The sequence below is a fragment of the Hymenobacter terricola genome (assembly GCF_017921975.2).
Taxonomy (GTDB): domain Bacteria; phylum Bacteroidota; class Bacteroidia; order Cytophagales; family Hymenobacteraceae; genus Hymenobacter; species Hymenobacter terricola.
The window spans coordinates 48,598-73,729 of the sequence record NZ_JAGEMO020000009.1; the positions used below are offsets into that span (position 1 = coordinate 48,598).

The following is a 25,132-nucleotide window of genomic DNA, read 5'->3' on the forward strand; positions in this document are numbered from 1 at the left end:
GGTAGTTGATTTAGTGTAAAAGAACGTCAGAGTCAGGCTGAGCATGACGGTCTGTACTAGTTCCCAAAGACCGCCGCAATGCCCCGCCGCAACGCCTGCACCTGCCGTTCCTGCGCAAGGTACAGCGCCTGCGCCTCCGGCAGCGACACTTCCTGAAACCGCAGCCGCTGGCCCGGGGCCGCCTGGGCCAGCACCGAAAAATCGGCCGAAATAACCTGCGCCAGGCGCGGATAGCCGCCCGTCGTCTGGTGGTCGGCGAGGAGCGCGATGGGCTGCCCACCGGCCGGCACCTGCACTGTTCCGAACGTGACGGCGCTGGATAGCAGCTCCGTTTCTTCTATTCGTTCCAGTTTTGGGCCTTGCAGGCGGTAGCCCATGCGGTCGGCTTCGGCGGTGATGGTAAACGACTCGCGCCAAAAGGCCTGCTGGCTTTTCGCTGAAAACTGCTCGTATTCCGGCCCGCGCAGGGCGCGAACGAAGGGGCTGCGGCGCGGTGTGGGGCAGAGGTCCGGGCCGGGCGTCCAGCGGGCCTGGGCCCAGGCGGTACCCTGGCGAACCAAGGCTTGCTGAAGCGTAGCACTGGCATCAGAAGCCTCCCCGATGGGCAGCTCATCGCCGGCCCGCAGGGCCCGGCCGTGCAGCCCGCCGAAGCCCGCACGAAGGTAGGTGGCGCGGCTGCCGAGCACCAGCGGCACGGCCACACCACCCGCCACCGCGAGGTAGGCGCGGCACCCCGCCACGGCCGCGCCGAAGGCCAGCGTTGCGCCGGCCACCACCCAGATGGTCCGGTGCTGGCCCACCGGCTGGCCGTTAATGGTAGGGGAGAGGTGGGCGCCGGTGAGGGCAATGAGCTGGTCGGTTTCGAAGCTGATGGCAGGCCCGAGGAGGGTGATTTCCAGGCCGGCGGCGTTTTCCTCATTCCCCACCAATAAATTGGCCACGCGCAAGGCCACCGCATCGGCCGCGCCGCTCACGATGATGCCATCCTGTTGGTAGCCGAAGCGGCCGAGGTCCTGCACGGTGGTCAGGAGACCGGGACGGAGAATACGCAGGCTCATGAGTAGCGCGAACTTTGTAGTTCGCGTCGCTGTGCGTTCAATTGCACAACGGCGCGGGGACGCGAACTACAAAGTTCGCGCTACAATAGATTTCGAAACTCCTCTGCGCTGATGGGCACGAAGCGCAGGTGCTGGCCCGCCCGCAGCCGGCCGGGCGCCGACCATTCCGGGTTGAACAACCGCAGTGGGGTGCGGCCGATAAGCTGCCAGCCGCCCGGCGTGGGCAGCGAGTAAATGCCCGTTTGCGGCCCTGCGATGCCTACTGCGCCGGCCGGTACCAGTGCGCGTGGCTGTGGCCGGCGGGGCGTGGCCAGCCGCACATCCAGCCCGCCCAGGTACGGGAAGCCGGGCGCGAAACCAATCATGTGCACCAGGTATTCGGGAGCGGAATGCAGGGCAATAACTTCATCTGGCCTTAGCCCGGTATGGGCGGCAACGAAGGCTAAATCGGGCCCAAAATCACCCCCATAGCACACCGGGATTTCCACCACGGAATATGCCGCCGCTACCGATTCCCGGGCGGCGGGCAGCATCTTTTGCAGCAGTGCCGCCACCCGCTCATATGGCGGATGCTGGCCGTTTTCGCTCAGCAGCCACGGGTCGTAGTACACGGTGAGGGTGGTGAAGGCGGGCACGACTTCGCGCAAGCCCACGAACGGATGCCGCGCCAGGTAGGCGCTGAATGCCGCAATGGCGCGGTGCGTGGCCGCACCAATGCCGGTGCCAAATTCCAGCGCCACGGCCGCGTCGCCCAGCGGAAACAGCCGCACGGGCAGCGGGCTTTCGGCAGGTGGCGGCAGGGCGAAACTCATGGGGCGGCGGTTACTTTTGGGGCTTTTAGCACCGGGGACTTCCAATGAAAATTAGCTTCCGTAAATATGGCGGGGCCGGGGCGGTTGCGCTCGCGCTGCTTGGCGCCGCCTGCCAGCGCCAGCCTATGTTCACCGCCGTGGTGCCGCCCGCCCGGCCCCGCCCCGCTGCGGCTGCCGCGCCGGCCCCGGCCGTTGTTCCCGACCCGCCCGTTACCACCGGCGTGTCCGAAACCCCTGGCCGTGGCGCGCAAGCGTGCCATCAGCGGCGTGGCCTACAGCCTCCCCCTGACCATTCCGGCCCGGGAAACAGCGCCCATCGAAGCCATCGAGCTGATTGGCTTTGAGCACTGGCAGCCGCAGCGCTGGGCCGTGCAGGGCGCGATTTCGGAGCTGCTCCAGCATGAGTGCGACCACCTCGACGGCGTGCTCCGTACCATGCGAGCCCTCGACCCACAGGCATTCCGGTGGCGGCCTTGGCGGGCTTGGTGGTCGGGGCGCTTCCTACAGCGGCTTCTCCAGCACCAGCAGCACCAGCGGCTGCCTGGGGATGCCGAAGCGCGGGTCGGCGGGGAAGGGCTCGGTGGCCCCGGTCTGGCGGTAGCCCTGGCGCTCGTAGTACGCAATGAGCTCGGCGCGGACGGAAATCACGGTCATTTTGCTGATGGTGCAGCCGTGCTGGCGGCCGTAGTCCTCGGCGGCGCGGAGCAGGAATTTGCCCACGCCCCGGCCCTGACCGGCGGGGTTCACGGCCAGCATGGACAGGTAGACCAGCGGCCCGCGCGCCTGCACGTGGAAACTGCCCAGCAGCTCGCCTTCCTCGCCCAGGCCCAGCAAAATGGCCGCATCGGGCAGGGCCAGCAGGTCGAGCAGGCCGGCTTCATCGATGCGCTGGCCGTCGAGCAGGTCGGCCTCCGTGGTCCAGCCCTGGCGGGCAGTTTCGCCCCGGTAGGCGGCATTCACGAACTGGGTGAGGCGGGGCGCGTCGGCGGGAGTGGCGGTGGTGAGAATCATGGAACGAAAGTAGCGTTTTTGGACAGAGTCAGGGCCGTAAAAAGGGGTTTAACGGAGCAATCGCCTCTCTCGGTGAACCTCCTTTTTACTCTCCTGACTCTGTGCGAAACAATTCTACCGCCGCAAATACCCGCCCAGGTCCGATACGCTCACGATGCCCAGCTGCTGCGCCTGCTGACCGCGCATGAGCAGCGCGTAGGTGTTGTTGAAACCCAGCGGCGCCAGCCATTCCAGCCCGAAGCGGCGACGGAATTCGGCGCGCACGTAGTTCAGCACTGCCGCCGGCTGCCCGCCCAGCGAGTCGACCACGGCCGGTTGCGGCTGCAGCAGCACCAAAAGGCCCGTGCCGGTGTATTCGGGGTACATATCGATGGCCCCGTCGCGCAGGGCTTCGAAGCAGATGGTGGTGCCGCCCAGGCCGGTTTTGGTTTCCACGGCCAGGTCGGTATTGCCCCGAATGAGGGCGGCGTACATCTCGGCCAGAATGTATTGCTCGGCAAAAATCTTGGAGCCGAGTTTCACCACGGGCGCGCCCGCCACGGCCGGGCGCGGGGCCAGCCACAGCCCGCGCCGCCGCAAAAAGGCCTCGGCAATGGCTTTGGGGGGCTGGTGCAGGTAGTCGGCGCGGTAGTTCAAATCGGTCATCACCGAATCGGAAATCTGATTATCCAGCTTGGCCAGCACGGCCGTTAGCTCGGGGTGCTCACGCAGCAGCGCGGGGCGCACCACCGGCACGGCGTAGTAGGGCGGGAACACGCGGCGGTCGTCGCGCAGCACGCGCAGGCCGTAGGCCCGGATGCGGCCGTCGGTGCTGTAGCCGTCAATCACGTCCACGTTGGCATTGCGGGCGGCCTCGTACACCAGCGCGGGGGCCAGCACCACGCTGGGCAGGTGCGTGAGGCCGTAGCTTTTGGTGAGGCCCGGCAGCCCATCGGCCCGGCCCACAAACTCGGGGCTGAAGCCGGCCAGCAGCCTGCCCGTGGCGCGCGGCAGCAGATACAGCCCACCCAGCAGCGGCAGCGCCACCAGCAGCGCCGCGCCCACCTGCCCCAGGCGGCGCGTGCTCAGCTTCTGCACGCCGCCCAGCAGCGCATCGAAAGCCAGCGCCAGCCCGGCGGCGGGCAGTGCCCCGGCCAGTATCATCACCGGGTTGTTGAGCGCAATGCCGCCGAAGATGAACTCGCCCAGCCCGCCCGCCGCCACGTAGGCCGCCAGCGTGGCCACGCCCACGTTTATTACCGTGGCCGTGCGGATGCCAGCCATGAGCACGGGCAGCGCCAGCGGCAATTCCACGCGGCGCAGCACCTGCCCATCCGTCAGGCCCAGGCCCCGGGCGGCTTCCACCACGGCCGGCGGCACGCCCCGGATTCCTTCCAGCGTGTTGCGAATAATGGGCAGCAGCGAATACAGAAACAGCGCGAAAATGGCCGGTTTGGGCCCGATGCCCATCAACGGAATCAGGAAGCCGAGCAGGGCGATGCTGGGCACCGTCTGAAGCACGCCGGCCACCCCCAGCACGGCCGGCGCCCAACGCGGCTTGCGCGACAAAAACAGCCCCAGCGGCACGCCCAGCAGCACCCCCAGCAGCAGCGAGCCCGCCGTGAGGCCGATGTGCTGCAAAGTTTGCTCGCCCAGCTTGCCGGCCTGCTCGTGCCAGAAAGTGAGGAGGGCGCTTAGCGTTTCCATGCGTCCTCCTCCCGTTGCAAAGCTGCGCCAAAACCTGCCATCAGCTGGGCCATCGTGAAGGGGGGCGCCGGGGCCGATGCGGGGCCAGTTAAGGCTTCCAGCGCATCGTGCACGGTGGTTTCAGCGCGGAAAGAGTCTTTCGGAAATTCGGTTTCATTGTCCCGGAAAACGTCGCCCAGCGTGAGCGTGCGCAGCTGCAGGGCCAGCCGCTCGGCCGCGAAAAAACGATGTACAAAATCACTGGCCGGCCTGAATAGCAGTTCGCGCGGCGTGCCCAGCTGCTGAATCTGCCCGGCATCGAGCAGCATAATCCGGTCGGCCAGCTCGAAAGCCTCCGTTACGTCGTGGGTCACCAGCACCACCGTTTTGCTGCGCAGCTCGTCCAGCTCCCGAAACTCGCGCCGGATGCTGGCCCGGGTAATGGGGTCGAGGGCGCCAAACGGCTCATCGAGGAGAACAATGGGCGGGTCGGCGGCCAGGGCGCGGGCCAGGCCCACACGCTGCTGCTGCCCGCCCGACAGCTGGTGCGGCAGCTGCCCGGCGTAGCGGTCGGGCGGCAGGTGCAGGCGCGTGAGCAGGACCGTGGTGCGCGCCGCGATGGCCGCCGGGGCGTGGCCCAGCAGGCGCGGCACCACGGCCACGTTCTCGGCCACGGTGTAGTGCGGCAGCAGTCCCACTTGCTGAATAACGTAGCCCATGCCGCGCCGCAGCAGCTCCGGGCGCTGGGTGAGCACGTTTTCGCCGTTGATTTCGATGGTGCCGCCGTCGGGCTCAATCAGGCGATTGAGCATTTTGAGCAGCGTGGTTTTGCCGCAGCCGCTGGGGCCCAGCAGCACCAGCGTTTCGCCGGCCGCCACCTCAAACGACACGTCCCGCACCACGGCGTGCGCGCCGAAGGCTTTGTGGAGGCGCGAGGCGCGGATAACGGGCGGTTGCGGGTCGGGCATGGCGGAGAGCAAGGTAAACCCGGCGGGCGCAATTGAGTTACAGCTACCGGCAAACTTCCGCCGGCCCGTTCCTTCCCGCTATGCCTTTCCGCGTACTGATTTCGGCCCTGGCCGCCGCCCTGCTGAGCCTGGCCGCCGGCCTGCTCCGCGCCCAGGATGCTCCGGTCCCGCGCCCCGACCGGGCCAAGGTGCACACCTTCACCATTCCAAATTTCCGGACTGAAGGCGGCACCACCTTGCCCCAGGCCCGCGTGGTGTATGGTACCTACGGCCACCTCAACGCCGCCCGCGACAATGCCATCCTGCTGCCCTCGCACTACATGGCCGACCACCGCGGCTACGAGTGGCTCATCGGCCCTGGCAAAGCCCTCGACACCACCCAGGTTTTTCTGGTGGCTAGTGAGTTGTTTGGTAACGGCCATTCGTCGTCGCCCAGCAACACGCCCGAGCCTTTCCATGGCCCGCGCTTTCCGGTGATGACCATCCGCGACAACGTGGCAGCCGTGCACCAGTTGCTGGCCCAGGACCTCAAAATAACCCGCCTGCGGGCCATTATTGGCTTTTCGATGGGGGCCCAGCAGGCCTTTCAGTGGGCCGTGAGCTACCCCACGTTTGCCGACCGCATTGTGGCCACCTCGGGCACGGCCAAAACCTACCCGCACGGCATCGTGCGGCTCGAAGGCCAGATTGCCGCCCTCACCGCCGATGCTGCCTTCAAGGACGGCGACTACACCGCGCCGCCCACCAAGGGCATCGAGGCCTTCGCCACCGTCTGGACGGCGTGGCTCTACTCGCAGGAATGGTGGCGCCGGGAGCTGTGGAAAGCCGATAGCAAGCCCGGCACCACTTTCGAGCAGGTGCTGCACGAGTACCGCACCAATTTCATCCCCGGCGCCGACGCCAACGACCTGATTTTGCAGATGCGGACCTGGGAATCGAACAACGTCGGAGCCACGCCCGGCTTCGGCGGCGACGTAGAAAAAGCTTTACGAAGCATCAAAGCGCCCATTTTGTACATGCCTTCGGAAACGGACCTCTACTTTCCGCTCACCGATGCGCGCTACGAGGCCGCCTTCATTCCGGGCGTGGTACTAAAGCCCATTCCTTCGCTTTGGGGCCACACCGCCGGCGCCGCGCCCAACCCCGCCGATGCGAAGTTTCTCAACGACAACATCAGCAGTTTCCTGGCCCCGAAGCGAAAATAGCACCCGGAAATTTTGGGGTGAAAAAGCCAGGGAGGCGCAGGTTTGCGCCTCTTTATTGAACAAAACAGTCTTGGAAAGCACTGGCCCCGTGCTGCCGCTCAGTGCCGGTGGAGCCTTACCACAGGCGGATATCGGTGATGCCCGAAGGAATCGGGGGGATGTCGCTAAAGCCTAGCACGCACCAGTTGGGCTGCACGCCAAACAGGCCGCCTTCGAGCACGTAGCTCACCCAGCGGGTAATGTTTTGGCCGGTGTATTGACCCGCTTCGGGGTCAAACTCTCGCAAGAGCAGGACGTCGCCGACCTGAAAGTTCTGGTCTTTTTCGCGCACATCGAAAGGCTTGTTGCCGGCCTTCACCGCCGCAAAGCAGGAAGGCCAGGTCATGAGTTCGTGGGTTTGCCGGTGAGCGGGGTCGGCGATATGGAACTGGGGGATAAACTGCTCGGGTAATGCGGTTACATTAGTAGTCATGGCGATGGTCATTATTGAAGGGGAACCCACTTTGGGCAGAGCAGTGCGCTGGGTTGGCGGAGAATCTGCTGGGGTTCGGAGCTGAAATTCAGCCGGAAATAGCGGGCTTAATTACTTGAAGATAGTCAATAAAATAGGGACAAGCTTTTTTAACGTTAAGAATATCAAGGAGGTTCCCTCGTAACTGTCCTTCACAACATCTGTGCCGGGGTCGGCCAGTGGATTGATTGTCAGCCAGTAGTCCGGAGTGCAAAGGTTTCGCCAGCCTCAACGGAACAGCAACCGCTATTTGGTTACCACTTCGCCCCGGCCATTGGGCGAAAAGCGCCGTAGCCACTGCCGCGAAAGAAACCGTCGGACCGGCAAAAAGATTATCTGCGGGCCCAGTCAACCACTGAGCCGCCTTGGGTTAAACCATCGTCCCAACGCGTCAGCAGCAAACAATAGTGCCGCTGCGGGCTTCTTTTGCCGTCTGCGGCTCCGGTCGCGGCCGTCACGCACACTAGCTTCTTCTCCTCACTCCAAACGTCGCTTGCTTCTATGCTGCTCAAATACCTTCTGCCCCTGTTGTTGCTTGTGTTGCTGCGCCTGCCGGTGGCGGCGCAGTTCTACTCCGCCACCGACCCGTTTGCGCACACCTTCAGCATCGTGGCGCGCGACCCGGCCACCGGCGAAATGGCCGTGGCCGTGCAAAGCCACTGGTTTTCGGTGGGCACGTCGGTGAGTTGGGGCGAGGCCGGCGTAGGCGTGGTGGCCACGCAGTCGTTCACCAACAAGTCCTTCGGCCTGCGCGGCCTGGCCCTGCTGAAAAGCGGCAAATCGGCCCAGCAGGCGCTCGATGAGCTACTGACCAATGACGAAGGCCGCGACGTGCGCCAGGTGGCCATCCTCGACAACCAGGGCCGCGTGGCCACCCACACCGGCAAAAAGTGCGTCGACATGGCCGGCCACCAGCAGGGCAGCCAGTTTTCGGTGCAGGCCAATATGATGCTCTCCGACAAAATATGGCCCGCCATGGCCAAGGCCTACGAGCACAATGCCCAATTACCTCTCGCTGAGCGGGTTTTAACGGCTCTCGATGCGGCCCAGGCGGCCGGGGGCGACATTCGGGGCCGTCAGTCGGCCGCGCTGCTGGTGGTGCGCGGCACCGCCACCGAAGGTCCCTGGGCCGACCGCCTCATCGACCTGCGCGTGGACGACAGCGCCGCCCCGCTCCCCGAGCTGCGCCGCCTGCTCAGCCTCAACCGGGCCTACGACCACATGAACGCCGGCGACCTGGCCGTGGAGAAAAACGACATGCCCAAAGCCATCCAGGAATATCAGGTCGCCGAAAAAATGTTTCCCCAGAACCTGGAAATGAAGTATTGGCACGCCATCACGCTGGCCAACAAGCAGCAGGTGCCCGCCGCGCTGGCCCTGCTCCGCCCTATTTTCAAGCAGGAGCCCAACTGGCGCACTCTCACCGAGCGCCTGCCCAAAGTAGGCCTGCTCACCGTGACCAGCGCCGAGCTAAAGCAGATTCTGGCGCTGTAGAGACGCATATTTGCGTCTTGCCGTTGAACGAAGCAGCGGCTCGGCCTCCTGAGTCTCGTCGTTGCTGCTATTTGCCTCGAACGAATGGTCAACGACGAGACGCAAATATGCGTCTCTGCAATCGTCCTATGAAACACTACTTTTCCCTCTTCGCCGGCCTGCTGCTGGCCGGTTTCGGCATCAGTGCGCCTGAGCTGGGCTACGACGACTACGCGGGCCTCGATGTGAAAGGTAAAATTGTGGTGATTGTGCGGGGTGCGCCACGCATGTTTGCGTCCACGGTGGCCTCGGCCAGCCAGGATTTGGCGGGCGCTCACCTCACCCCCTGACCCCCTCTCCCGCGGAGAGGGGGCACCGGTCATGTGCTATGCATCAGCAAAAAGGCTCTTTTTTATATTTCGGACAAGAGTTGTTAGGCTCCCCCTCTCTGCGGGAGAGGGGGCCGGGGGTGAGGTGAGCGGGACGCAGTTAGTCCGCAAACTTCCCCATCGCGCCACCCTCAAAATCGGCAATGGCCTGCACCAATTCCTTATTCGTGTTCATCACAAACGGCCCGTAAGTGGCCAGCGGCTCCTCAATTGGCTCGCCGGCCAGCACCAGGATAATGCTGTAGGCCGAGGCGGCGATTTGCACGGCGGGCGAGTCCCAGCCCAGCACCACCAGCTGCTGGGTGGCGGCGGGGCGGTTGCCGTTGAGGGTCACTTCACCGCGCACCACGTAGAGGCCCACGTTGTAGTCGGCGGGCAGGTTCAGGGTGAAATCCGTGCCGGCGGTCAGGTGCACATCGAGCATGGTGATGGGCGAGAAGGTGGTGGCGGGGCCACTCACGCCTTCGTAAGTGCCCGCGATGACGCGGATGAAGCCTTTACCATCCGGCGTGGGCAGGGTTTTGATGACGGCCGAGGGAATGTCCTGGTAGTTGGCGGGCACCATTTTGTCCTTCTTCGGCATATTCACCCAAAGCTGCACCAGCTCCAGCGTGCCGCCCTGGCGCGTAAACTCCTTCTCGTACAGCTCCTCGTGGAGCAGGCCGGCGCCGGCCGTCATCCACTGCACGTCGCCGGGGCCGATGTTGCCCGCGTGGCCGGCCGTGTCGCGGTGGGCCAGCACGCCCTGGTACATTACGGTCACGGTTTCGAAGCCGCGGTGGGGGTGGGGCGGCGAGCCCAGCGGCTTGTCGCTCGGCGGCACCGTCATGGGCCCGATGTGGTCGATGAGCAGGAAGGGGCTGAGCTGGCGGATGCGCGGCCCCGGCATTGGGCTCGTCACCTGAAAGCCGTCGCCGACGGCTTTTTTGTTGCCGTCGATTACCTGGAAGATTCTGCGAAAAGGAGTGTCCATGAGGTGTAGGAGTAAGGAGGGGCGGGGCGAGCGTCAGGCCGTTGCCTGATAAAGCGTTTGGGTTCAAAATAGTTATCCGTTTGGCGCTGGCTGGGCCACCTTTTTTGAGGGCCTTACGGCTATGCCTATCACAATCGGTTTCGGTAGTTTAGCTGTAAAATGGGTTATAAATCAAATGGTTGTACCGGTGGGGTGCGCTTCTATATTTACGCGAAATCCCGGCCGGCTACCAGTGCCGCCCTGCCTTTTGGGCCGTTGGCTCGGGCCCTGAAATTGGCCTTCCAAACCCTAAAATTCCCCCATGCTCAACTCATCAAAAATGAAAGCCCCGGCTGCCGTGCTTGCCACTTCCCTGGCGCTGCTGGGTGCGTGCCAGAGCAACAGCACCAAGTCGGAAACCACGGCCACCACGGCAGCTGTAAAAGCCGATTCTACGGCGAAAAAGCCCTTGTCGGAACCGCTGGTCCGGGATATTTACACGGCCGACCCGTCGGCGCACGTCTTCGCGGGCAAGATTTACATCTACCCGTCGCACGACATCGAGTCGGGCATTCCGGAGAATGACAAGGGCGACCATTTCGCCATGAAGGACTACCACATTCTGTCGATGGACAGCATCAACGGCAAGGTTACGGACCACGGCGTGGCCCTGTCCGTGGCGGATATTCCCTGGGCCGGCCGCCAGCTGTGGGCGCCCGACGCGGCCTTCAAAAACGGCACCTACTACCTCTACTTCCCGGTGAAGGACAAGCAGGACGTGTTCCGCATCGGGGTGGCCACCAGCACCTCGCCCAGCGGCCCGTTCAAGCCCGACGCCACGCCCATCGCGGGCAGCTTCAGCATCGACCCGGCCGTGTTTGCCGACACCGATGGCAAGGCCTACATGTACTTCGGCGGCCTCTGGGGCGGCCAGCTCCAGCGCTGGCAAACCGGCAAATACAACGCCAACGCCCCCGAAAAAGAACCCACCAGCGACGTGCCCGCCTTCGGCCCCCGCGTGGCCAGGCTCAGCGCCGACATGAAGCATTTTGACGGCCCGGTGCAGGAAATCAAAATCCTGGACGAAGCCGGCAAATCCCTGCTGGCCAGCGACAACGAGCGCCGATTCTTCGAGGGGGGCTGGCTGCACAAGTACCGGGGCAAGTATTACTTCTCCTACTCCACCGGCGACACGCACCTGCTGGTGTACGCCACCGGCACCTCGCCCACGGGCCCCTTCACCTACCAGGGCGTGATTATGGAGCCCGTGCAGGGCTGGACCACCCACCATTCCATCATCGAGGTGAAAGGCAAGTGGTACATCTTCTACCACGACACCCAGCTCTCGGGCAAAACCTGGCTGCGCAACATCAAAGTCACCGAGCTGAAGCGACGGGCCGATGGCGGGATTGAAACGATTGTGCCGTAGGCGGAAATCTAACAGCCAAAAAAAGGGCCGGACGCTTAGCGCCCGGCCCTTTTTTTGGCTTGCTGGTAAGCTATTCCAGCACGAGGTGGCGGGCCACGGGCGTGCTACCGGCCGGCACGTAAAGCAAGTCGTAGAGGCCGGAGGCGAGGACCGGGCGCAGGGTGTGCTCCAGCGCCCCGCCGGTTTGCTGCACCTGCTCCTGCCACACCACACGGCCCAGCGCATCCACCAGGCGCAGGCTCACCTGGCCGGTGAAGGCGGGCAGGCGCAGGTTCAGGGCCGTGCCGCCGGGGGTGGGGTTGGGCCAGGCTTCGAAGCCCACGGCGTTGGCCGCCGAAGTCATCGAAAGCGGGGTGCTGCTCAGCTGCACGTTGTCGAGGTACAGGTAGTTGCCGTGGCCGTTGCTGCCCACAAAGCGAATAACCACCCGGTTGCCGGCGTAGGGCGTCAGGTCCACCGTTTCCTGGCGCCATTCGGCGGCCGTGGTTGGCACAAAGCCGGGCTTGCTGGCACCGGTGGGCAGGGTGCCCAGCGCCCCTTTGGCATAGGGCCGGCCCAGAATGGCGCCCGTGCAGGCGCTGGCAATCTGCACAATGAGCGAATCATTGGCGGTAACGGGGCCGCCCGCTACGCTGGCATAGGGCCGGTAGGCTACGTCAAATTTGAGGGTGGCCGAGGCGTTTGTGGTCAGGTCGAAAGTTGGCGTGTATACTGCCGGATGGCTGCCCACCGTAGGGTCGTCGGCGAATGGCGCGCGCAGGGCCCGGCTGGCCGAACCCAGGCGGCCAAAAATACCGTCGACCAAGGCCCACGGCAAGGCCGGAGCCGGGGTAACGAACGACCAGCCGCCTGGCAGCGTCGTCGCCGCGTTGAAAGTTTCGGTGAAGGACGAAGGCAGGGGAGCCCCCACCAGCACCACGATTGAAGTGGTGGCACTGCCAAACGCATTGCTCACGGTGAGGGTGGCAGTGTAGCTGCCGGCCGTGGCGTAGGTCACCGCGCTGGGGTTTTGTGCAGCTGAAGTGGCCGGCAGGCCTCCCGGAAAACTCCACAGGAAAGTGCCCGGGCAGTATAGCGCCGAGCTGCCAAACGTGACCGCGCCCCCACGGCAGACGCTGAGATTGGTGCTGGTGATGGTTGCTACCGGTGCGCGGCCATATATCACCACCACGCCGGTATCGGTGCGGGCCACGGTGCCGGCCGCGTTGGTTACGCTCAGCGTCACGCTGTGGTGGCCGGGCGTGTTGTAGGTCACGTTGGGGTTGGGCAGGGTGGAGCTGGCCGGCGTGCCCCCCGCAAATGTCCAGGCCCAGGCCGTGGGCCGAAACAGCGACGAGTCGGCGTATTGCACCTGCAAGCCGGGGCAGCCGGTGGTGGGCTGGCTGTAGATGTACAGCGGCGCGGGGGCCGGGATGCGGCTGCCCACCACAATGTCATCAAACACCCGGCCGGCGCGGTTGGAGAAGTTGGCGGCCGTAGCGCCCCCGCGGCCGTACTGCTGGAACTTGATGCGGATATCATTGCCCAGCGTCAGGCTGTTGGCCGTGGCAAAGGCCGTCAGGTCCACTGATGTGGTTTGGAAAACGGTGGTGGCATTGATGCCGGTCAGGTCGACGACGCGGTACCAGGTGGTGCCGCCGTCCACGCTCAGGGCCACGCCATCGGTGTTGCTGTGGCCCGCAAACTGCGCGGGCATCGGCTCATCCGTTTCAGCCCGGTACTTGCGCTCGCGGAACGTCAGCCGCAGGTTGGTGGCCGCCGCGCCCTGCAAAAACAGCGTGGCCTCGTTCAGCGAAAACACCGAAGTGATGTTCGGGTAAGCGTCGAGCAGCAAACCCTGGATGCCCGAGGCAGGCGCCAGTGTCGATACCTGGGTGCGCGCCGCGCCGGTGCCTTCCACCCGCCAGCTCACCGGCAAAGCTCCTTTTTCGAGGTCCTCCACCAGGGGCGGCGTGGCCGCCACCACCGGGCCATACAGGGCCGTGAAGGCATCAACCAGGCCGGCGCCGGTGTACGGGTCGGCGGCCGAGGTGCCGGGCAGGAGGCGGGCGCTGCCCAACAGGCGGCTATACACCTGGGCGGGCGTGAGGGTAGGCTCGGCGGAGCGTAGCAGCGCGGCTACGGCCGCCGCGTGCGGCGCCGCTGCCGAGGTGCCAAAGAAATTGGCGAAACCATCACCCTCGTAGTCGTAGCCAAAAAACGTCGTGTTCGTGCCGTCGATTGAGGCGATGTTGGGTTTTTGGCGAATGGCCGGGGTGCTCAGCGCTGCCCCGGTGGGAGAGAACAGAAATGGCAGCGGGCCGCCTTTCGAGGTGAAGCCTTCCTTGACGCGCTGGTTGTAGTACGGCACGGCGGCTACGGACATAGCCTCAGCGACGGTATTGTGGCCAAAGGTGGTGCTGCTGGACGTGTTCCACTCGGCAATAGGGACCGCGCTGCCGTTGTTCGCATTTATGTACTTGACGCGAGTGGGCATGGCCCCGCCTTTCAACACGACGACCAGGTCGAAAGTGGTGGTGCCGGTGGTCGCCGTCGCGTTGGTAAAGGACATGAATTCAAGGGGCGTCTGGGTGAGCAGGTTGCGCGAGCTGCTCCGGGCCACGGTATCCACAACCCCGGTACTGCTTACCGCAAGTAAATACATGTCGAGGTCCGTCCGCACCCCGTTGGTAGTGTAAAACGGGTCGGACCATTGCAGATAGGGCCGGAATCTGACGCCGTTGCCTATCGTGAGCCGCTGCGTCAGGTCAATGGTCGTGCCCGACACGTCGAAGTTGAGGCAGCGCACGCCGTTGGCGTTAGCCACAAACTGCGGGGCGGCATTCTCGTAGCTGTTGTCGGCATGGTTGCCGGCCGACGAAAAGTAAGCCACTCCTCGGTTGGTTACCACGTCGGTAATGGCCTGGGCAATGACCCCATCCTGAAACATTGGCTCAGCAAAGTAGAATATATCGTCCACAATCACCTTACAGTTGCCAATGGCCGGGTTGGCCAGGTCGCGGATATATTGGGCAAAGACTCCTTCGCCGCCATGAGACGTACTGAAAACCTGCGGCGAGCCGGGGGCCAGGTCGTAGATGAGCTGGCACATGCCGCGACCTTCGTCGGTATCAGTGCTATTGCCTTCGTGCAGCACGCGTACGCCGGTAGCTGGCAGGTCGCCCGAGGCCACGTCCGTCCCGGCTCCTCCTAAAGCATTAAATGAATCACTTACCACCCCAATGGTAACGCCCACCCCCGTTGCCTGCTTGGGGCGGGTAGCACGGGCGCGGTCAGCTTCTAGTAAGTAGTCGGCCTGGCTCGTTACCAGTCCGCCGTTGCTCTCCGGCTTCAGCGATGCCAGAATGCCCATCAGGCCGTAGCTGCTCAGCGCATCGGCGGCGGCCAGCTGGCTCACGGGCAGCATCCCTTCCACAAAGTGCAGCTTGGGGTAAGAGGTTGACACCTCAAAGCCCCGGCTTTGCAGCACGGGTAGCAGGGCATTCACGTCTTTGGCCGTGATGCGCACCAGCACCGTGGGCTGGCCCGCGTGCAGTCCAAAGCTCAGCTGCGGAAAGCTGACCCGCAGCTCGCTGGCCGTGGCGCTGCCCGCCTGCGCATCGAGGAGCTTTAGCTCGCTGTCGAGGCGCGAGTTCGCTCTGATAGTGGCTTTGGTTTTAGTTTTGGCCGTTGCCATTGGCTTGTGACGCGCACGCAACGCCTCGGATGTAGGGCGAGGGAGCGTTTGAGCAGCAGCCTGTTGGCCGAAATTAGCCCAGGCCGTACCGCCCAGCAGCAGGCACAGCCCCAGCCGAGAAAGTGGTAGAAAAAATCTCATTGGCATTTTTTGTTAAAAAGTTGAGAATGATTTGCAACGACCCAAGGTATGGTGAATCTTTGCGACTCCGCCTGCCCACTTGGAATTAAAGAAGCTGCTGTGCAGCCACGCCCGTAGCCCGAACCTTTTGGGCGGTCGCGGACTTATGCAGGACAGTGCCGCCCATCCCGTACTTTTGTACCCGCACGCGGCCCGCCGCTTTTTTAATAATACTTACGACAATGGCAGTTTATCCCGAATACATGGTGGCGCCCATCCGCCAGGACCTCACCGAAGTTGGTTTCGAGCAGCTGATGACGCCCGAAGAGGTTGATTCCGCGTTGGCTTCAAACGAAGGCACCGTGCTGGTGGCCGTGAACTCGGTGTGTGGCTGCGCCGCCGCCAAAGCCCGCCCCGCCCTGAAAATGGCCCTGGCCAGCGCCGACAAAAAACCCGGCAAACTCGTGACCGTTTTCGCCGGCATGGAAACCGACGCCGTGGCCAAAATGCGCGAGCACCTGCTCCCATACCCTCCCTCGTCGCCCTGTATCGCCCTGTTCAAAGACGGCGAGCTGGTGCACATGATTGAACGCTACCACATCGAAGGCTCCGACGCCATGCGCATCGTGAACAACCTGCAAGGCGCGTTCGAAGAGTATTGCTAGGTTTTATAACGGTTAATGGTGAGTGATTAATGGTTAATGACTGACCATTAATTACTCACCATTAACCGTTGATTTCCGATTCGTAAATGGTCGTTCCGCTAGCGGGGCGACCATTTCTGTTGTTGGTTGCTTCCTTCTTCGCGGCCGGTTTGGTGGTGGCGATGATGCTGGCCCCGGCGGCCATAAGCGCCGCGCCCAGCACCACCTGCCACGTCAGCTTTTCTTTAAGGAAAACGGCCGCCATCGTAACCGAAAACACCAGCGTGATATTCGTGAGTGGCGACACCCGCGAAGCATCGCCAATCGACAGCGCCCGAAACACCAGCAGCGACGAGGTGGCCGTAAGCACGCCCGCCGCTACCAGCACCAGCCAGGTTTTGCGTTCAATCTTGCCGATTTCGGGCAGCAAATCCTGAAACAGCACCGTGCCCCAGGCCACCACCAAAATCAGTACGGCCTCAATGGCAAACACCAGGCTGGGCGGCACCTCTTTGATGGCGGCTTTCGAGAGCGTAACCACCGAAGCGGAGGCCAGGGCAGCCAGCAACGCAAAAACAATCCACATGGGACCACAGATTTAACGGATTTCAACGGACTGAAACGGATTATTTGGGGTTCCGGCTTTCAGTCGCTGTGTAGTTTCTGGGTTTTTACGAAACGTTTAAATTCCAGGCTGGACGCCCCAAAATTTATTAGGAGCCCAACTGAAATTTTGAATGCTTCGAGGTAATTGATTAGCTGAACATGGTGGCCGGCCAATAGGCCTTCCACGGCTTTTATTTCCACTAGCACCTTGTCTTCAACGAAAAAGTCGGCCCTGCGAGAGCCGACTTTTTCGTTGTCGTAATAAATCGGCAAATCGATTTCCCGCTCGGCGCGCAGTGCTTGCTTAAAAAGCTCAATGGCCAATGCCCGTTGATAAACCACTTCCGGAAACTCTCGCCCCAGCTTGCGGTGCATCGTCATCGCGCAGCCAATTAATGGCGTGAGTCAGCTGATTGTACTCCTCTAAACCAACCAGCCCAGCCATAAGTAAAGGAAAAGCAACTACTCAACAGAGCGAGCGGAACCACAAAAAATCCGTCCCAATCCGTTGAAATCCGTTAAATCTGTGGTCCTAGTTGGCTACTTCGCTTAGGAATTTCACGCGCACCAGGCGCAGTTCCTCCTCTGTGAAATCATCGCCCAGCTCCTGCATGGCCACGGCAATGTTGTCGGTGCTGGCCGACATGAAGTAGTCGTAAATCTCGTCGCGCACTTCTTCTTCCACCATTCCCTCCAGGTAATAGTCGATGTTGAGGCGGGTGCCCGAGTAGCAGATGTGCTCGATTTCCTCCATCAATTCGCCCATCGAAATGCCTTTCGAGGAGGCAATATCCTCCAGCATCATCTTCTTGTCGATTTGCTGGATGATGTAGATTTTGATTTTGGAGCGGTTCACGGCCGACTTCACCACCACGTCCTCGGCGGTTTCGATGTCGTTGTCCTCCACGTACTTCTTGATGGCGGCCACGAACGGCGCGCCAAACTTCTGGGCCTTGCCCTGGCCCACGCCCGATACGTGCGTGAGGTCGTGCAGCGAAGTGGGGTAGGTGGTGGCCATCTCCTTTAGGCTCGGGTCCTGAAAGAGGACGTAGGGCGGCAGGTTTTTCTGCTTGGCCACCTGCTTGCGCAGTTCCTTGAGCTGCGTGAACAGGGCTTCGTCGTGGCCGGCGGCCTGCTGCTCCTCCACTTTCTCCTCGTCGGCCTTTTGCTCTTCGTCGAAGTTATGGTCTTTGGTGAGCGTGATGGAATACGGGTTTTCGATGAAATCGAGGCCCTTTTCGGTGATGCGCACGAGGCCCAGGCTGTCGATGTCCTTTTCCAAAAAGCCATTCAGCAGGCACTGGCGCAGCGCCGAATGCCAGAACTGCGCGTCACCCAGCTCCTTGCCCCGGCCGTACACCGGCAGGGCGTTGTGGGCGTAGCTTTCGATGTGCGGATTGCTCAACCCCAGCAGCACCTGGCCCACGTGGTTCAGGTTGAAGCGGGCTTCGGTCTGCACCACGGCGCGCAGGGCCAGGCCCACGGCGGCTTCGCCCTCAAACCGTTCCTTGGGGTGGCGGCAGTTGTCGCAGAAGCCGCAGTCCTTGTCCAGCTGTTCGCCGAAGTAGTGCAGCAGCTGCCGCCGCCGGCACACCGACGACTCCGCGTAGTTCGTCATCTCGGCCAGCAGCTGGTGGGCGTTGTCGCGCTCGGTCACCGGCTTGTCTTTGCTGAATTTTTCCAGCTTCAGAATGTCGTCGTAGCTGTAGAACATCAGGCAGTTGCCTTCCAGGCCGTCGCGGCCGCCGCGGCCGGTTTCCTGGTAGTAGCCCTCAATGCTTTTGGGCGCGTCGTAGTGAATCACGAAGCGCACGTCGGGCTTGTCGATGCCCATGCCGAAGGCAATGGTGGCCACAATCACGTCGCATTCTTCGTTCAGAAACGCGTCCTGGTTATCGATGCGGACCTGCTGGTCGAGGCCGGCGTGGTAGGGGCGGGCGCGCACATCGTTCACGCGCAGCAGCTCGGCAATTTCCTCCACCTTCTTGCGGCTCAGGCAGTAAATGATGCCGGCCTTGCCCTTGTGCTGCTTCACGTACTGAATCAGCTGCTTTTTGGTGTTGTGCTTGGCGCGTACCTCGTAGTAGAGGTTGGTGCGGTTGAAGCTGGTTTTGAACACCGAGGCGTCGTCCATCTGCAGGTTCTTCTGGATATCCAGCTGCACTTTGGGCGTGGCCGTGGCCGTGAGGGCGATAATCGGCACGTTGCCGCCCAGGTTATCAATGATGCCGCGAATCTTGCGGTATTCGGGCCGGAAATCGTGGCCCCACTCCGAAATGCAGTGGGCCTCGTCGATGGCCACGAAGCTGATGGTCGACTTCAGCAGGAACTCAATGGTGTCGTCCTTGGTGAGGCTTTCGGGGGCCACGTACAGGAGCCGGACGTCGCCGTTCATGACGTCCTTTTTCACCCGGTTCATCTCCGTTTTGGTCAGCGTCGAATTATACACCTGGGCATTCACCCCGAAGGCCCCGAGCTGGTCGACCTGGTTTTTCATCAGGGCGATGAGGGGCGAAATCACAATGGCCGTGCCCGGAATTACCAGCGCCGGCAGCTGGTAGCACAGGCTTTTGCCCGCGCCGGTGGGCATGATGACGAAGGTGTTGTGCCCCGTCAGTATATTTTGAATAACAGCTTCTTGGGTGCCCCGAAACTGGCCGTAGCCGAATACTTCTTTAAGGGTATGTTTCAAGTCGGCGGTGAGGGCCGGGGCTTCCTGAAGAACAGCGGAGGACATAGGTTGAAAACTCAGGTGAGATGCGCACAGATGCACGGTTCATAACGAAGATAAGCAACAGCCAATATTTTCGACGTGAAAATTAGTGATTTTTGTAAATTGTGGAAAACAATTTATTCATATTGGCCGCTGGTCCGGAAGCAGCGGTCAGCACCGGAACAATTACTCAGTTCGAGGCGGTTGGGCGTGCTGCTTGCCGCCGTTTAGGCACTTTGCAGCGCCTTTTTGAACAGATTTGCAACAGAAATGGGCCAATTGGTTCGGTATGCCAATTCTTTTCGGGCCCGCGCCTTGCTTTCAAGGTTCTGCTCTCCGCTTAGCTTCTTTCCCCCAATTTTGCAATATCATTCCCCATTTATCCATGCCCGTTTCCGCCCCATCCCCCAACGCCCTTACTGCCCCAGCCTCTGTCGATGTGTTGGCCATTGCCCGCCAGGTGCTGCACGAAGAAGCCGCGGCCCTGCTCGACGTGGCCGGCGCCCTGGCGGCCACTCCAGATTTCGTGAATTGTGTGCAGGCTATCCTGCAGCTCAAGGGCCGCGTGGTGGTCACGGGCATTGGCAAAAGCGCCCACATCGCGGGCAAAATTGTGGCCACGCTCAACAGCACCGGTACGCCCGCCCTGTTCATGCACGCCGCTGATGCCATTCACGGCGACCTGGGCATGATTCAGCCCGAGGATTTTGTGGTGGCCATCAGCAAGAGCGGCGACACGCCCGAAATAAAGGTGCTGGTGCCGCTGCTGCGCCGCAAAGGCGTGCCGCTGGCCGCACTGGTGAGCAACGCCGACTCCTACCTCGGCCAGCAGGCCACCTACATTCTGCACGCCCCGGTGCAGAAGGAGGCCTGCCCCAACAACCTGGCCCCCACCACCAGCACCACCGCCGCCCTGGCCCTGGGCGATGCCCTGGCCGTGTGCCTGCTCGAAAGCCGGCAGTTCACCGCCGCCGATTTTGCCCGCCTGCACCCCGGCGGCACCCTGGGCAAGCGCCTCTACCTGAAAGTGGGCGACCTGAGCCGCCAGAACCAGCGGCCCCAGGTGCTTGAGGACGCTCCGCTCAAGGAAGTACTGCTCGAAATATCGGGTAAGCGACTGGGAGCCACCGCCGTGCTCGACGCCGCTGGCCAGCTGGCCGGCATCATCACCGACGGCGACCTGCGCCGCATGCTGGGCAGCTTTTCCGACCTCGAACAGCTCAAGGCGCGCGACATTCTCACGCCGCGCCCGGCCACGATTGACATCGAGGACTTTGCCGCCGAAGCACTGGTCCGGATGCAGCAGCGCAACATAACGCAGCTGGTGGTGACGGAAGAAGACCAGTTCGCGGGCTTTATTCACCTGCACGATTTGCTGCGCGAGGGCCTCGTGTAAGCTGCCCGCCGTGGCAGCACGGAGATTCTACTTTACCTTTATTGTAATGAACTCCACCTACCTCATCGTAATGGCCGGCGGTATTGGCAGCCGGTTCTGGCCCTTTAGCCGCACCCACCATCCAAAGCAGTTTCACGACGTGTTGGGCATGGGTCGCTCCATGCTTCAGCTGACCGTCGACCGGTTTGCCGGGGTGTGTCCGGCCGAAAACGTGTTTGTCGTCACTAACCGCGACTACCGGGCTCTGGTGCAGGAGCACCTGCCCGAACTGCCCGCTGACCAGATTCTGGGCGAGCCCATCGGGCGCAACACGGCCCCGTGCATCGCCTATGCCAGCTACCGCATTGCCCAGCGCGACCCCAAGGCCACCATTATCGTCACGCCCGCCGACCACGCCGTGCTGCGCGAGGAAGAGTTTCGGCACCTCATCAAGACGGCCGTAGCCGCAGCCCGCGCCAACGATGTGCTCATCACCCTGGGCATCCAGCCCTCGCGGCCCGACACGGGCTACGGCTACATCCAGTACATGGACGAGCAGAGCCTGCCCGGCGGCCAGCTGCACAAAGTCAAGACCTTCACCGAAAAGCCGAATCTGGAGCTGGCCCGCATGTTTGTGGAAAGCGGCGATTTTCTCTGGAATTCCGGCCTGTTTGTGTGGCGGGCCGATGTGATTTTGAATGCCTTCCACCAGTACCTGGGCGACATTGCCGAAGTATTCGACGAGGGGGGCGATGTGCTGGGCACGCCGCAGGAAGAGGACTTCATCAGCGCGGCCTATTCGCGCTGCCGCAACATCAGCATCGATTACGGGGTGATGGAGAAGGCGGATAACGTGTATGTGCTGCCCGCCGATTTCGGCTGGAGCGACGTAGGCACCTGGGACTCGCTGCACCGCATTGGCCGGCACGACGAAAACGACAACGTGGTGAGCGGCGACGTGCTGCTCTACGACACCACCGGCTGCGTCATCAAAACCCCTTCGGAACGCCTCGTGGTAGTGCAGGGCCTGGAAGACTACATCGTGGCCGAGTACGACAACGTGCTGCTGATTTGCAAGCGCAGCGAAGAGCAGCGCGTAAAGGAATTCGTGGCCGATGTGAAGGCCAAGAAGGGCAGCGGGTATAACTAGGTCATTTAACAATTAACATTTATCATTCAACAGTCCAGTGTGTTGCTGTTAATTGAGTGTTTAAAACAAAAAGGCTCTTCCATTGGAAGAGCCTTTTTCGTCTGGCCCGGCTGCCGGTTAGTTAGCAGCATGTCCTGTTAAATGCTAATTGTTAAATGACCCGTTGGCGCGCCACTTCGAACAGCATGATGCCGGCCGCTACGCTCACGTTCAGCGACTGAATCTGGCCGGCCATGGGCACGCGCAGCTTCACGTCGGCCAGGTTCAGCAGGTCGGGCGAGATGCCGTCTTCTTCCGAGCCCATGAGGATGGCCACCGGGCCGGTGAAGTCGATTTCGGCCGCGCCCACGGCTTCGTCGGCTTTCTCGGTACAGGCCACGATGGTGACGCCCGACTGCTGCAAAAAGCGGATGGTTTCGTGCAGGTTATTCTCCCGGCACACCGGCAGGATATTCAGCGCCCCGGCGGAGGTTTTGAGGGCGTCGCCGTTGATTTGGGCCGCGCCCCGGCCGGGCACTACGATGGCCTGCACGCCCAGGCACTCGGCCGTGCGGGCAATGGCGCCGAAGTTGCGTACGTCGGTAATGCGGTCGAGCAGCAGCAGGAAGGGCACTTTGCCTTCCTCAAACAAGCCGGACACGATGCTGTCGAGCGGCGCGTAATCGATGGGCGACACGAAGGCTACCGCGCCCTGGTGGTTCTTGCGGGTCAGGTTGTCGAGCTTTTCTACGGGCACCAGCTGCACCTGAATGCCGGCGGCACGGGCAGCGGCGGAGATGTCCGTCACGAGGCTGTTTTTGGTGCCGCGCAGCAGGAAAATCTTCTCCAGCGTGCGGCCTGCGTTCAATGCTTCCTGAATCGGGCGCAGGCCAAACAGCATGTCGATGCTTGCCGCCTGGGCCGGGCGGTTTTCGTAGCGGGGGCGGTCGCCGGAGCTACCGCGTTCGCTGCTTTCGCTGCGCTCGCGGAAGGGTGGCCGGCTCTCGCCCCGGTCCGAGCGGCCGGTGCGGTCGCCGGCGGCTTCGTCGCGGTTGTCGGAGCCGCCGCGGCCTTTGGGGCGGGCGGGGCGCTCGTCAAATTCGCTGCCGCCCCGGTCGGGGCGGAACTGTTTCGGGGTGACGGGGCGGTTGGCGCCGTCGTAGAAGCGGCGGCCGGCTACCGGTCGCGCGGGTCGGTTGGGACGTTCTGGCCGGTCAGGGCGGTCGGTGGGGTTCTCCATTTTTCAACGGCGGCATACCAGAGCAATTCGTACTCGGGCCGGCGCACCAATTCATAGTAATCAGGGGCAAAGGTACTCGGCCGGGGCCGGAAGGTGTAGGTAATGGGTCCGCCACCCAAACTACCGTCCGGATAAAACCACCGTTCCTCGCCGTTGAACAGCCGCCGCACGCTGGGCGGGGCGCCCAGCACCACGTACAGCAGGCCCCTATCGGTGAGCCAGCCGGCCTTGTGGGCGGCAAAGAGGCGGTTGGCGGCCGTCACGCGGCCGTAGTAGCGCTTTATCAGGTCTTTGCCCAGCGCCTGGTTGCCCTGCGCGATGTCGAGCCAGAATTTATCCACGGCCCGCTTGGGGTCGGGGGCGTCGGTGAGCTTTTGGCGCTCCTTGCTGGTGGTGAGATAGCGCAGGGGCTCAATCAGCTCGGCGGCGGTGGTGAGGGCGGGGTAGGTGTTGGCGGCCACCAGCACGGCCAGAGTGCGGGAGAGGGGCGCGCCGTTGCCGCCCACGCGCAGGGCGTAGAGGCCGGGTCCGGCAAAGCGCAGGGGCTCGCCGGGCCGGGTCTGGGCCGAGTCGAGGACCGGCAGCACGCGGGGCCCGGCAGGCATGGCCGCCGCGTTGGTCATGGGCGGCAGGGCGGGGGTGGGCGTCACGGCGTAGCGCTTCCAGTGGATGGGCTGGTAGAGGCCGAAGCAGTCCACCCCGAAGGTTTCGCCGGCCCGCACGTAGCGCCGCAGGAGCGGCAGCCCGGCCGAGTCGGTGAGCACGAAGGGGCGCGTCAGCTGGGCATCGGTGAGGCGCAGCCAGGCGGTGGTGGTGGGCTCCTGGTAGTCGTCTTTGGCTTCGGCGGGGCCGGTGCGCAGCTCCAGGATGGCCCCGGCGGGCACGCGGGCCGCCGCGATGCAGAAGCTGAGCCGCACGCTGCCATCGGCGGTGGGGCGGGGGTGCTGCCGGCGGCGCGGAATGCTGTCCTGCCACAGCGGGTACTTGGCTTCGTAGCTGGGCCAGGCGGTGAGGCGCAGGGCGTGGCCGGGGCCCAGGCGGGCGGGGGCGGGCAGGCGCAGGTAGAGGCGCAGGCTGTCGCCCTCGCGGCGGGTGTCCACGTCGAGGTGGGGGGCGTCGCGGTAAAGGCCGGCGTAGTCGGGGCGCGGGGCCAGGGGAATAAAGGCGGCGCAGAGCAGCGGCAGCAGCCAACCGAGGCGGCGCCAAAAGCGCGGAATAGGGTGCATAGGTAAGACTACGGATACGGAAGTATAAAGGCCTTATTTCTGAGGCAGGAAAGCAGTTGCAAGCCCTGCTGCAAATGCCGGCAGGCCGCCGGGATGTATTTAAGATACCAAAAAAGCGGCTCACTCCCCCAAACCCATATTTTCCTGCTACTTTGCCCCGGCATTAGCCGGGCCGCGCGGGCTCGTTTTCAATTCCTTACCCATTTCATCGTTTGCCCCATGAAAGACTACCAGAACGACAAGTTCGAGAACTTCTTCCTCAACCTGAAAATCTCCCGCGAGGGCCTGGCGGCCTTCGGCGACTTCACGGCGATGGCCGTGGCCGCGCCCGGCGTCGAGGCCCTCATTGCCGGGCACGGGGCCGACCTGAAAACCGCCGTGGCCGGCCTGCGCGACGACATGGTGACCCGCCGGGGCCAGGGCGGCAGCAGCCAAACCAGCACCAGCGCCGAACAAACGGCCTACGACGCTTTCAAGCTCTTCCTCGCCGCCACCGACAAAAAAGTGCTGGCTCCCTACCTCTTCGACCATGCCGACGACCACGACACCTACTACCCCGACAACCTCGGCGGCCTCACCCAGGCCCTGGTGAAGCAGCGCCTTACCCGCCTCACCGCCTACACCCAGGCCCTGGAAACCAGCCCCGATGAAACCGTGCGGGCCCAGGGCGCCCCGGCCCGTGCGCTGCTGAAGAAGTACGAAAAAGCCAGCACCACCAAAACCACCGCCCGCACCGCCTTGCAGCAAACCATCGGCGACCTGGGCCCCAGCGCCGTGGCCGTGGTCGAAGCCCTGTGGGACGTGCACACCGCCGCCTGCTATGTGCACCGCCGCGAGCCCATGCGGGCCCGGCAGTACTTCGACTTCGCCAGCCTGCCCAGCCGGGCCGGGGCCACCAAGAAAGCTGCGGCTAAAACGGCTTAGGGAGGG

At 63.1% G+C, this 25,132-nt stretch carries 22 protein-coding genes; 9 read left to right on the forward strand and 13 right to left on the reverse strand.

All coding sequences use genetic code 11. The features are described 5' to 3' along the window. Positions 1 to 56 precede the first annotated feature (56 nt). From J4G38_RS08940 to J4G38_RS08965, 5 genes are all read right to left on the reverse strand, one after another. Positions 57 to 1,058, reverse strand: coding sequence for a 5-oxoprolinase subunit C family protein (locus J4G38_RS08940; protein WP_210516931.1), 1,002 nt, complete (start codon positions 1,056 to 1,058; stop codon positions 57 to 59). 80 nt (positions 1,059 to 1,138) lie between these two features. Then, the gene (gene pxpB / locus J4G38_RS08945) at positions 1,139 to 1,870 is read right to left on the reverse strand and encodes a 5-oxoprolinase subunit PxpB (protein WP_210516929.1); all 732 of its coding nucleotides are present in this window, start codon (positions 1,868 to 1,870) and stop codon (positions 1,139 to 1,141) included. A 501-nt stretch (positions 1,871 to 2,371) separates the two neighbouring features. Next, a complete protein-coding gene (locus J4G38_RS08955; protein ID WP_210516927.1) occupies positions 2,372 to 2,881 on the reverse strand; it encodes a GNAT family N-acetyltransferase in 510 nt (169 codons plus the stop codon). Between the two features lie 114 nt (positions 2,882 to 2,995). After that, complete coding sequence (locus J4G38_RS08960) at positions 2,996 to 4,567, reverse strand: ABC transporter permease/substrate-binding protein (RefSeq protein WP_210516926.1); 1,572 nt, start codon at positions 4,565 to 4,567, stop codon at positions 2,996 to 2,998. Beyond that, on the reverse strand, positions 4,555 to 5,514 hold the full coding sequence (locus J4G38_RS08965; RefSeq protein WP_210516924.1) for an ABC transporter ATP-binding protein: 960 nt from the start codon (positions 5,512 to 5,514) through the stop codon (positions 4,555 to 4,557). Before J4G38_RS08965 ends, J4G38_RS08960 begins: the two co-directional genes overlap by 13 nt. 80 nt (positions 5,515 to 5,594) lie before the next feature. Here J4G38_RS08965 and J4G38_RS08970 point away from each other — a divergent pair, with 80 nt between their 5' ends. Continuing rightward, positions 5,595 to 6,719, forward strand: coding sequence for an alpha/beta fold hydrolase (locus tag J4G38_RS08970; RefSeq protein ID WP_210516922.1), 1,125 nt, complete (start codon positions 5,595 to 5,597; stop codon positions 6,717 to 6,719). Between the two features lie 115 nt (positions 6,720 to 6,834). Here J4G38_RS08970 and J4G38_RS08975 read toward each other — a convergent pair whose 3' ends face one another. Further along, positions 6,835 to 7,191, reverse strand: coding sequence for an ASCH/PUA domain-containing protein (locus tag J4G38_RS08975; RefSeq protein ID WP_210516920.1), 357 nt, complete (start codon positions 7,189 to 7,191; stop codon positions 6,835 to 6,837). A gap of 540 nt (positions 7,192 to 7,731) precedes the next feature. Between J4G38_RS08975 and J4G38_RS08980 the strand changes: the two genes are divergently transcribed. After that, positions 7,732 to 8,724: a DUF1028 domain-containing protein gene (locus tag J4G38_RS08980; protein WP_210516918.1), complete on the forward strand. Its 993-nt coding sequence runs from the start codon at positions 7,732 to 7,734 to the stop codon at positions 8,722 to 8,724. Between the two features lie 128 nt (positions 8,725 to 8,852). Beyond that, on the forward strand, positions 8,853 to 9,053 hold the full coding sequence (locus J4G38_RS08985; RefSeq protein ID WP_210516916.1) for a protease-associated domain-containing protein: 201 nt from the start codon (positions 8,853 to 8,855) through the stop codon (positions 9,051 to 9,053). A gap of 139 nt (positions 9,054 to 9,192) precedes the next feature. Here J4G38_RS08985 and J4G38_RS08990 read toward each other — a convergent pair whose 3' ends face one another. Next, positions 9,193 to 10,065, reverse strand: coding sequence for a pirin family protein (locus J4G38_RS08990; protein ID WP_210516914.1), 873 nt, complete (start codon positions 10,063 to 10,065; stop codon positions 9,193 to 9,195). 301 nt (positions 10,066 to 10,366) lie between these two features. Here J4G38_RS08990 and J4G38_RS08995 point away from each other — a divergent pair, with 301 nt between their 5' ends. Then, a complete protein-coding gene (locus J4G38_RS08995) occupies positions 10,367 to 11,473 on the forward strand; it encodes a glycoside hydrolase family 43 protein (RefSeq protein WP_226163305.1) in 1,107 nt (368 codons plus the stop codon). A 70-nt stretch (positions 11,474 to 11,543) separates the two neighbouring features. Here J4G38_RS08995 and J4G38_RS09000 read toward each other — a convergent pair whose 3' ends face one another. Continuing rightward, the gene (locus J4G38_RS09000) at positions 11,544 to 15,149 is read right to left on the reverse strand and encodes a PKD domain-containing protein (RefSeq protein ID WP_210516912.1); all 3,606 of its coding nucleotides are present in this window, start codon (positions 15,147 to 15,149) and stop codon (positions 11,544 to 11,546) included. Between the two features lie 362 nt (positions 15,150 to 15,511). Here J4G38_RS09000 and J4G38_RS09005 point away from each other — a divergent pair, with 362 nt between their 5' ends. Beyond that, positions 15,512 to 15,934, forward strand: coding sequence for a BrxA/BrxB family bacilliredoxin (locus J4G38_RS09005; protein ID WP_210516910.1), 423 nt, complete (start codon positions 15,512 to 15,514; stop codon positions 15,932 to 15,934). A gap of 61 nt (positions 15,935 to 15,995) precedes the next feature. On the opposite strand, the gene J4G38_RS09010 is transcribed toward J4G38_RS09005, so the two are convergent. The 3 genes from J4G38_RS09010 to recQ form a co-directional block, all read right to left on the reverse strand. Then, positions 15,996 to 16,499 (reverse strand): EamA family transporter, encoded by a 504-nt coding sequence (locus J4G38_RS09010; protein ID WP_210516908.1) that lies wholly within the window; start codon positions 16,497 to 16,499, stop codon positions 15,996 to 15,998. A gap of 59 nt (positions 16,500 to 16,558) precedes the next feature. Then, complete coding sequence (locus J4G38_RS09015) at positions 16,559 to 16,900, reverse strand: GxxExxY protein (RefSeq protein ID WP_210516906.1); 342 nt, start codon at positions 16,898 to 16,900, stop codon at positions 16,559 to 16,561. Between the two features lie 151 nt (positions 16,901 to 17,051). Beyond that, positions 17,052 to 19,256: a DNA helicase RecQ gene (gene recQ, locus J4G38_RS09020; protein WP_210516904.1), complete on the reverse strand. Its 2,205-nt coding sequence runs from the start codon at positions 19,254 to 19,256 to the stop codon at positions 17,052 to 17,054. Between the two features lie 101 nt (positions 19,257 to 19,357). On the opposite strand from recQ, the gene J4G38_RS09025 reads away from it, so the two are divergent. Genes J4G38_RS09025 through J4G38_RS09035 form a run of 3 tightly spaced genes read left to right on the forward strand, consistent with a single transcriptional unit; the run spans position 19,358 to position 21,757 of the window. Next, a complete protein-coding gene (locus J4G38_RS09025; RefSeq protein WP_226163306.1) occupies positions 19,358 to 19,576 on the forward strand; it encodes a hypothetical protein in 219 nt (72 codons plus the stop codon). A 41-nt stretch (positions 19,577 to 19,617) separates the two neighbouring features. Next, complete coding sequence (locus J4G38_RS09030; protein ID WP_210516902.1) at positions 19,618 to 20,628, forward strand: KpsF/GutQ family sugar-phosphate isomerase; 1,011 nt, start codon at positions 19,618 to 19,620, stop codon at positions 20,626 to 20,628. A gap of 46 nt (positions 20,629 to 20,674) precedes the next feature. Then, entirely contained in the window at positions 20,675 to 21,757 is a 1,083-nt protein-coding gene (locus J4G38_RS09035; RefSeq protein ID WP_210516900.1) for a mannose-1-phosphate guanylyltransferase, read from the forward strand. Positions 21,758 to 21,908: 151 nt separating this feature from the next. Here J4G38_RS09035 and rlmB read toward each other — a convergent pair whose 3' ends face one another. Next, positions 21,909 to 22,976: a 23S rRNA (guanosine(2251)-2'-O)-methyltransferase RlmB gene (rlmB, locus tag J4G38_RS09040; RefSeq protein WP_226163307.1), complete on the reverse strand. Its 1,068-nt coding sequence runs from the start codon at positions 22,974 to 22,976 to the stop codon at positions 21,909 to 21,911. Continuing rightward, complete coding sequence (locus J4G38_RS09045; protein WP_210516898.1) at positions 22,913 to 24,202, reverse strand: GWxTD domain-containing protein; 1,290 nt, start codon at positions 24,200 to 24,202, stop codon at positions 22,913 to 22,915. Before J4G38_RS09045 ends, rlmB begins: the two co-directional genes overlap by 64 nt. Positions 24,203 to 24,421: 219 nt before the next feature. Here J4G38_RS09045 and J4G38_RS09050 point away from each other — a divergent pair, with 219 nt between their 5' ends. Continuing rightward, positions 24,422 to 25,126 (forward strand): hypothetical protein, encoded by a 705-nt coding sequence (locus tag J4G38_RS09050; protein ID WP_210516896.1) that lies wholly within the window; start codon positions 24,422 to 24,424, stop codon positions 25,124 to 25,126. Positions 25,127 to 25,132 lie beyond the last annotated feature (6 nt).

Excerpts from the sequence above, each read along its gene's own strand:
- J4G38_RS08985 (WP_210516916.1), top strand. The coding sequence starts at position 8,853 with ATGAAACACTACTTTTCCCTCTTCGCCGGCCTGCTGCTGGCCGGTTTC.
- J4G38_RS09000 (WP_210516912.1), bottom strand. The coding sequence starts at position 15,149 with ATGGCAACGGCCAAAACTAAAACCAAAGCCACTATCAGAGCGAACTCG.
- pxpB (WP_210516929.1), bottom strand. The coding sequence starts at position 1,870 with ATGAGTTTCGCCCTGCCGCCACCTGCCGAAAGCCCGCTGCCCGTGCGG.
- J4G38_RS08975 (WP_210516920.1), bottom strand. The coding sequence starts at position 7,191 with ATGACTACTAATGTAACCGCATTACCCGAGCAGTTTATCCCCCAGTTC.
- J4G38_RS08990 (WP_210516914.1), bottom strand. The coding sequence starts at position 10,065 with ATGGACACTCCTTTTCGCAGAATCTTCCAGGTAATCGACGGCAACAAA.
- J4G38_RS08955 (WP_210516927.1), bottom strand. The coding sequence starts at position 2,881 with ATGATTCTCACCACCGCCACTCCCGCCGACGCGCCCCGCCTCACCCAG.
- J4G38_RS09050 (WP_210516896.1), top strand. The coding sequence starts at position 24,422 with ATGAAAGACTACCAGAACGACAAGTTCGAGAACTTCTTCCTCAACCTG.
- J4G38_RS09005 (WP_210516910.1), top strand. The coding sequence starts at position 15,512 with ATGGCAGTTTATCCCGAATACATGGTGGCGCCCATCCGCCAGGACCTC.
- J4G38_RS09035 (WP_210516900.1), top strand. The coding sequence starts at position 20,675 with ATGAACTCCACCTACCTCATCGTAATGGCCGGCGGTATTGGCAGCCGG.
- recQ (WP_210516904.1), bottom strand. The coding sequence starts at position 19,256 with ATGTCCTCCGCTGTTCTTCAGGAAGCCCCGGCCCTCACCGCCGACTTG.
- J4G38_RS09015 (WP_210516906.1), bottom strand. The coding sequence starts at position 16,900 with ATGACGATGCACCGCAAGCTGGGGCGAGAGTTTCCGGAAGTGGTTTAT.
- J4G38_RS08980 (WP_210516918.1), top strand. The coding sequence starts at position 7,732 with ATGCTGCTCAAATACCTTCTGCCCCTGTTGTTGCTTGTGTTGCTGCGC.
- J4G38_RS08965 (WP_210516924.1), bottom strand. The coding sequence starts at position 5,514 with ATGCCCGACCCGCAACCGCCCGTTATCCGCGCCTCGCGCCTCCACAAA.
- J4G38_RS08970 (WP_210516922.1), top strand. The coding sequence starts at position 5,595 with ATGCCTTTCCGCGTACTGATTTCGGCCCTGGCCGCCGCCCTGCTGAGC.
- J4G38_RS08940 (WP_210516931.1), bottom strand. The coding sequence starts at position 1,058 with ATGAGCCTGCGTATTCTCCGTCCCGGTCTCCTGACCACCGTGCAGGAC.
- J4G38_RS09045 (WP_210516898.1), bottom strand. The coding sequence starts at position 24,202 with ATGCACCCTATTCCGCGCTTTTGGCGCCGCCTCGGTTGGCTGCTGCCG.
- rlmB (WP_226163307.1), bottom strand. The coding sequence starts at position 22,976 with ATGGAGAACCCCACCGACCGCCCTGACCGGCCAGAACGTCCCAACCGA.
- J4G38_RS09030 (WP_210516902.1), top strand. The coding sequence starts at position 19,618 with ATGCCCGTTTCCGCCCCATCCCCCAACGCCCTTACTGCCCCAGCCTCT.
- J4G38_RS08995 (WP_226163305.1), top strand. The coding sequence starts at position 10,367 with ATGCTCAACTCATCAAAAATGAAAGCCCCGGCTGCCGTGCTTGCCACT.
- J4G38_RS08960 (WP_210516926.1), bottom strand. The coding sequence starts at position 4,567 with ATGGAAACGCTAAGCGCCCTCCTCACTTTCTGGCACGAGCAGGCCGGC.
- J4G38_RS09010 (WP_210516908.1), bottom strand. The coding sequence starts at position 16,499 with ATGTGGATTGTTTTTGCGTTGCTGGCTGCCCTGGCCTCCGCTTCGGTG.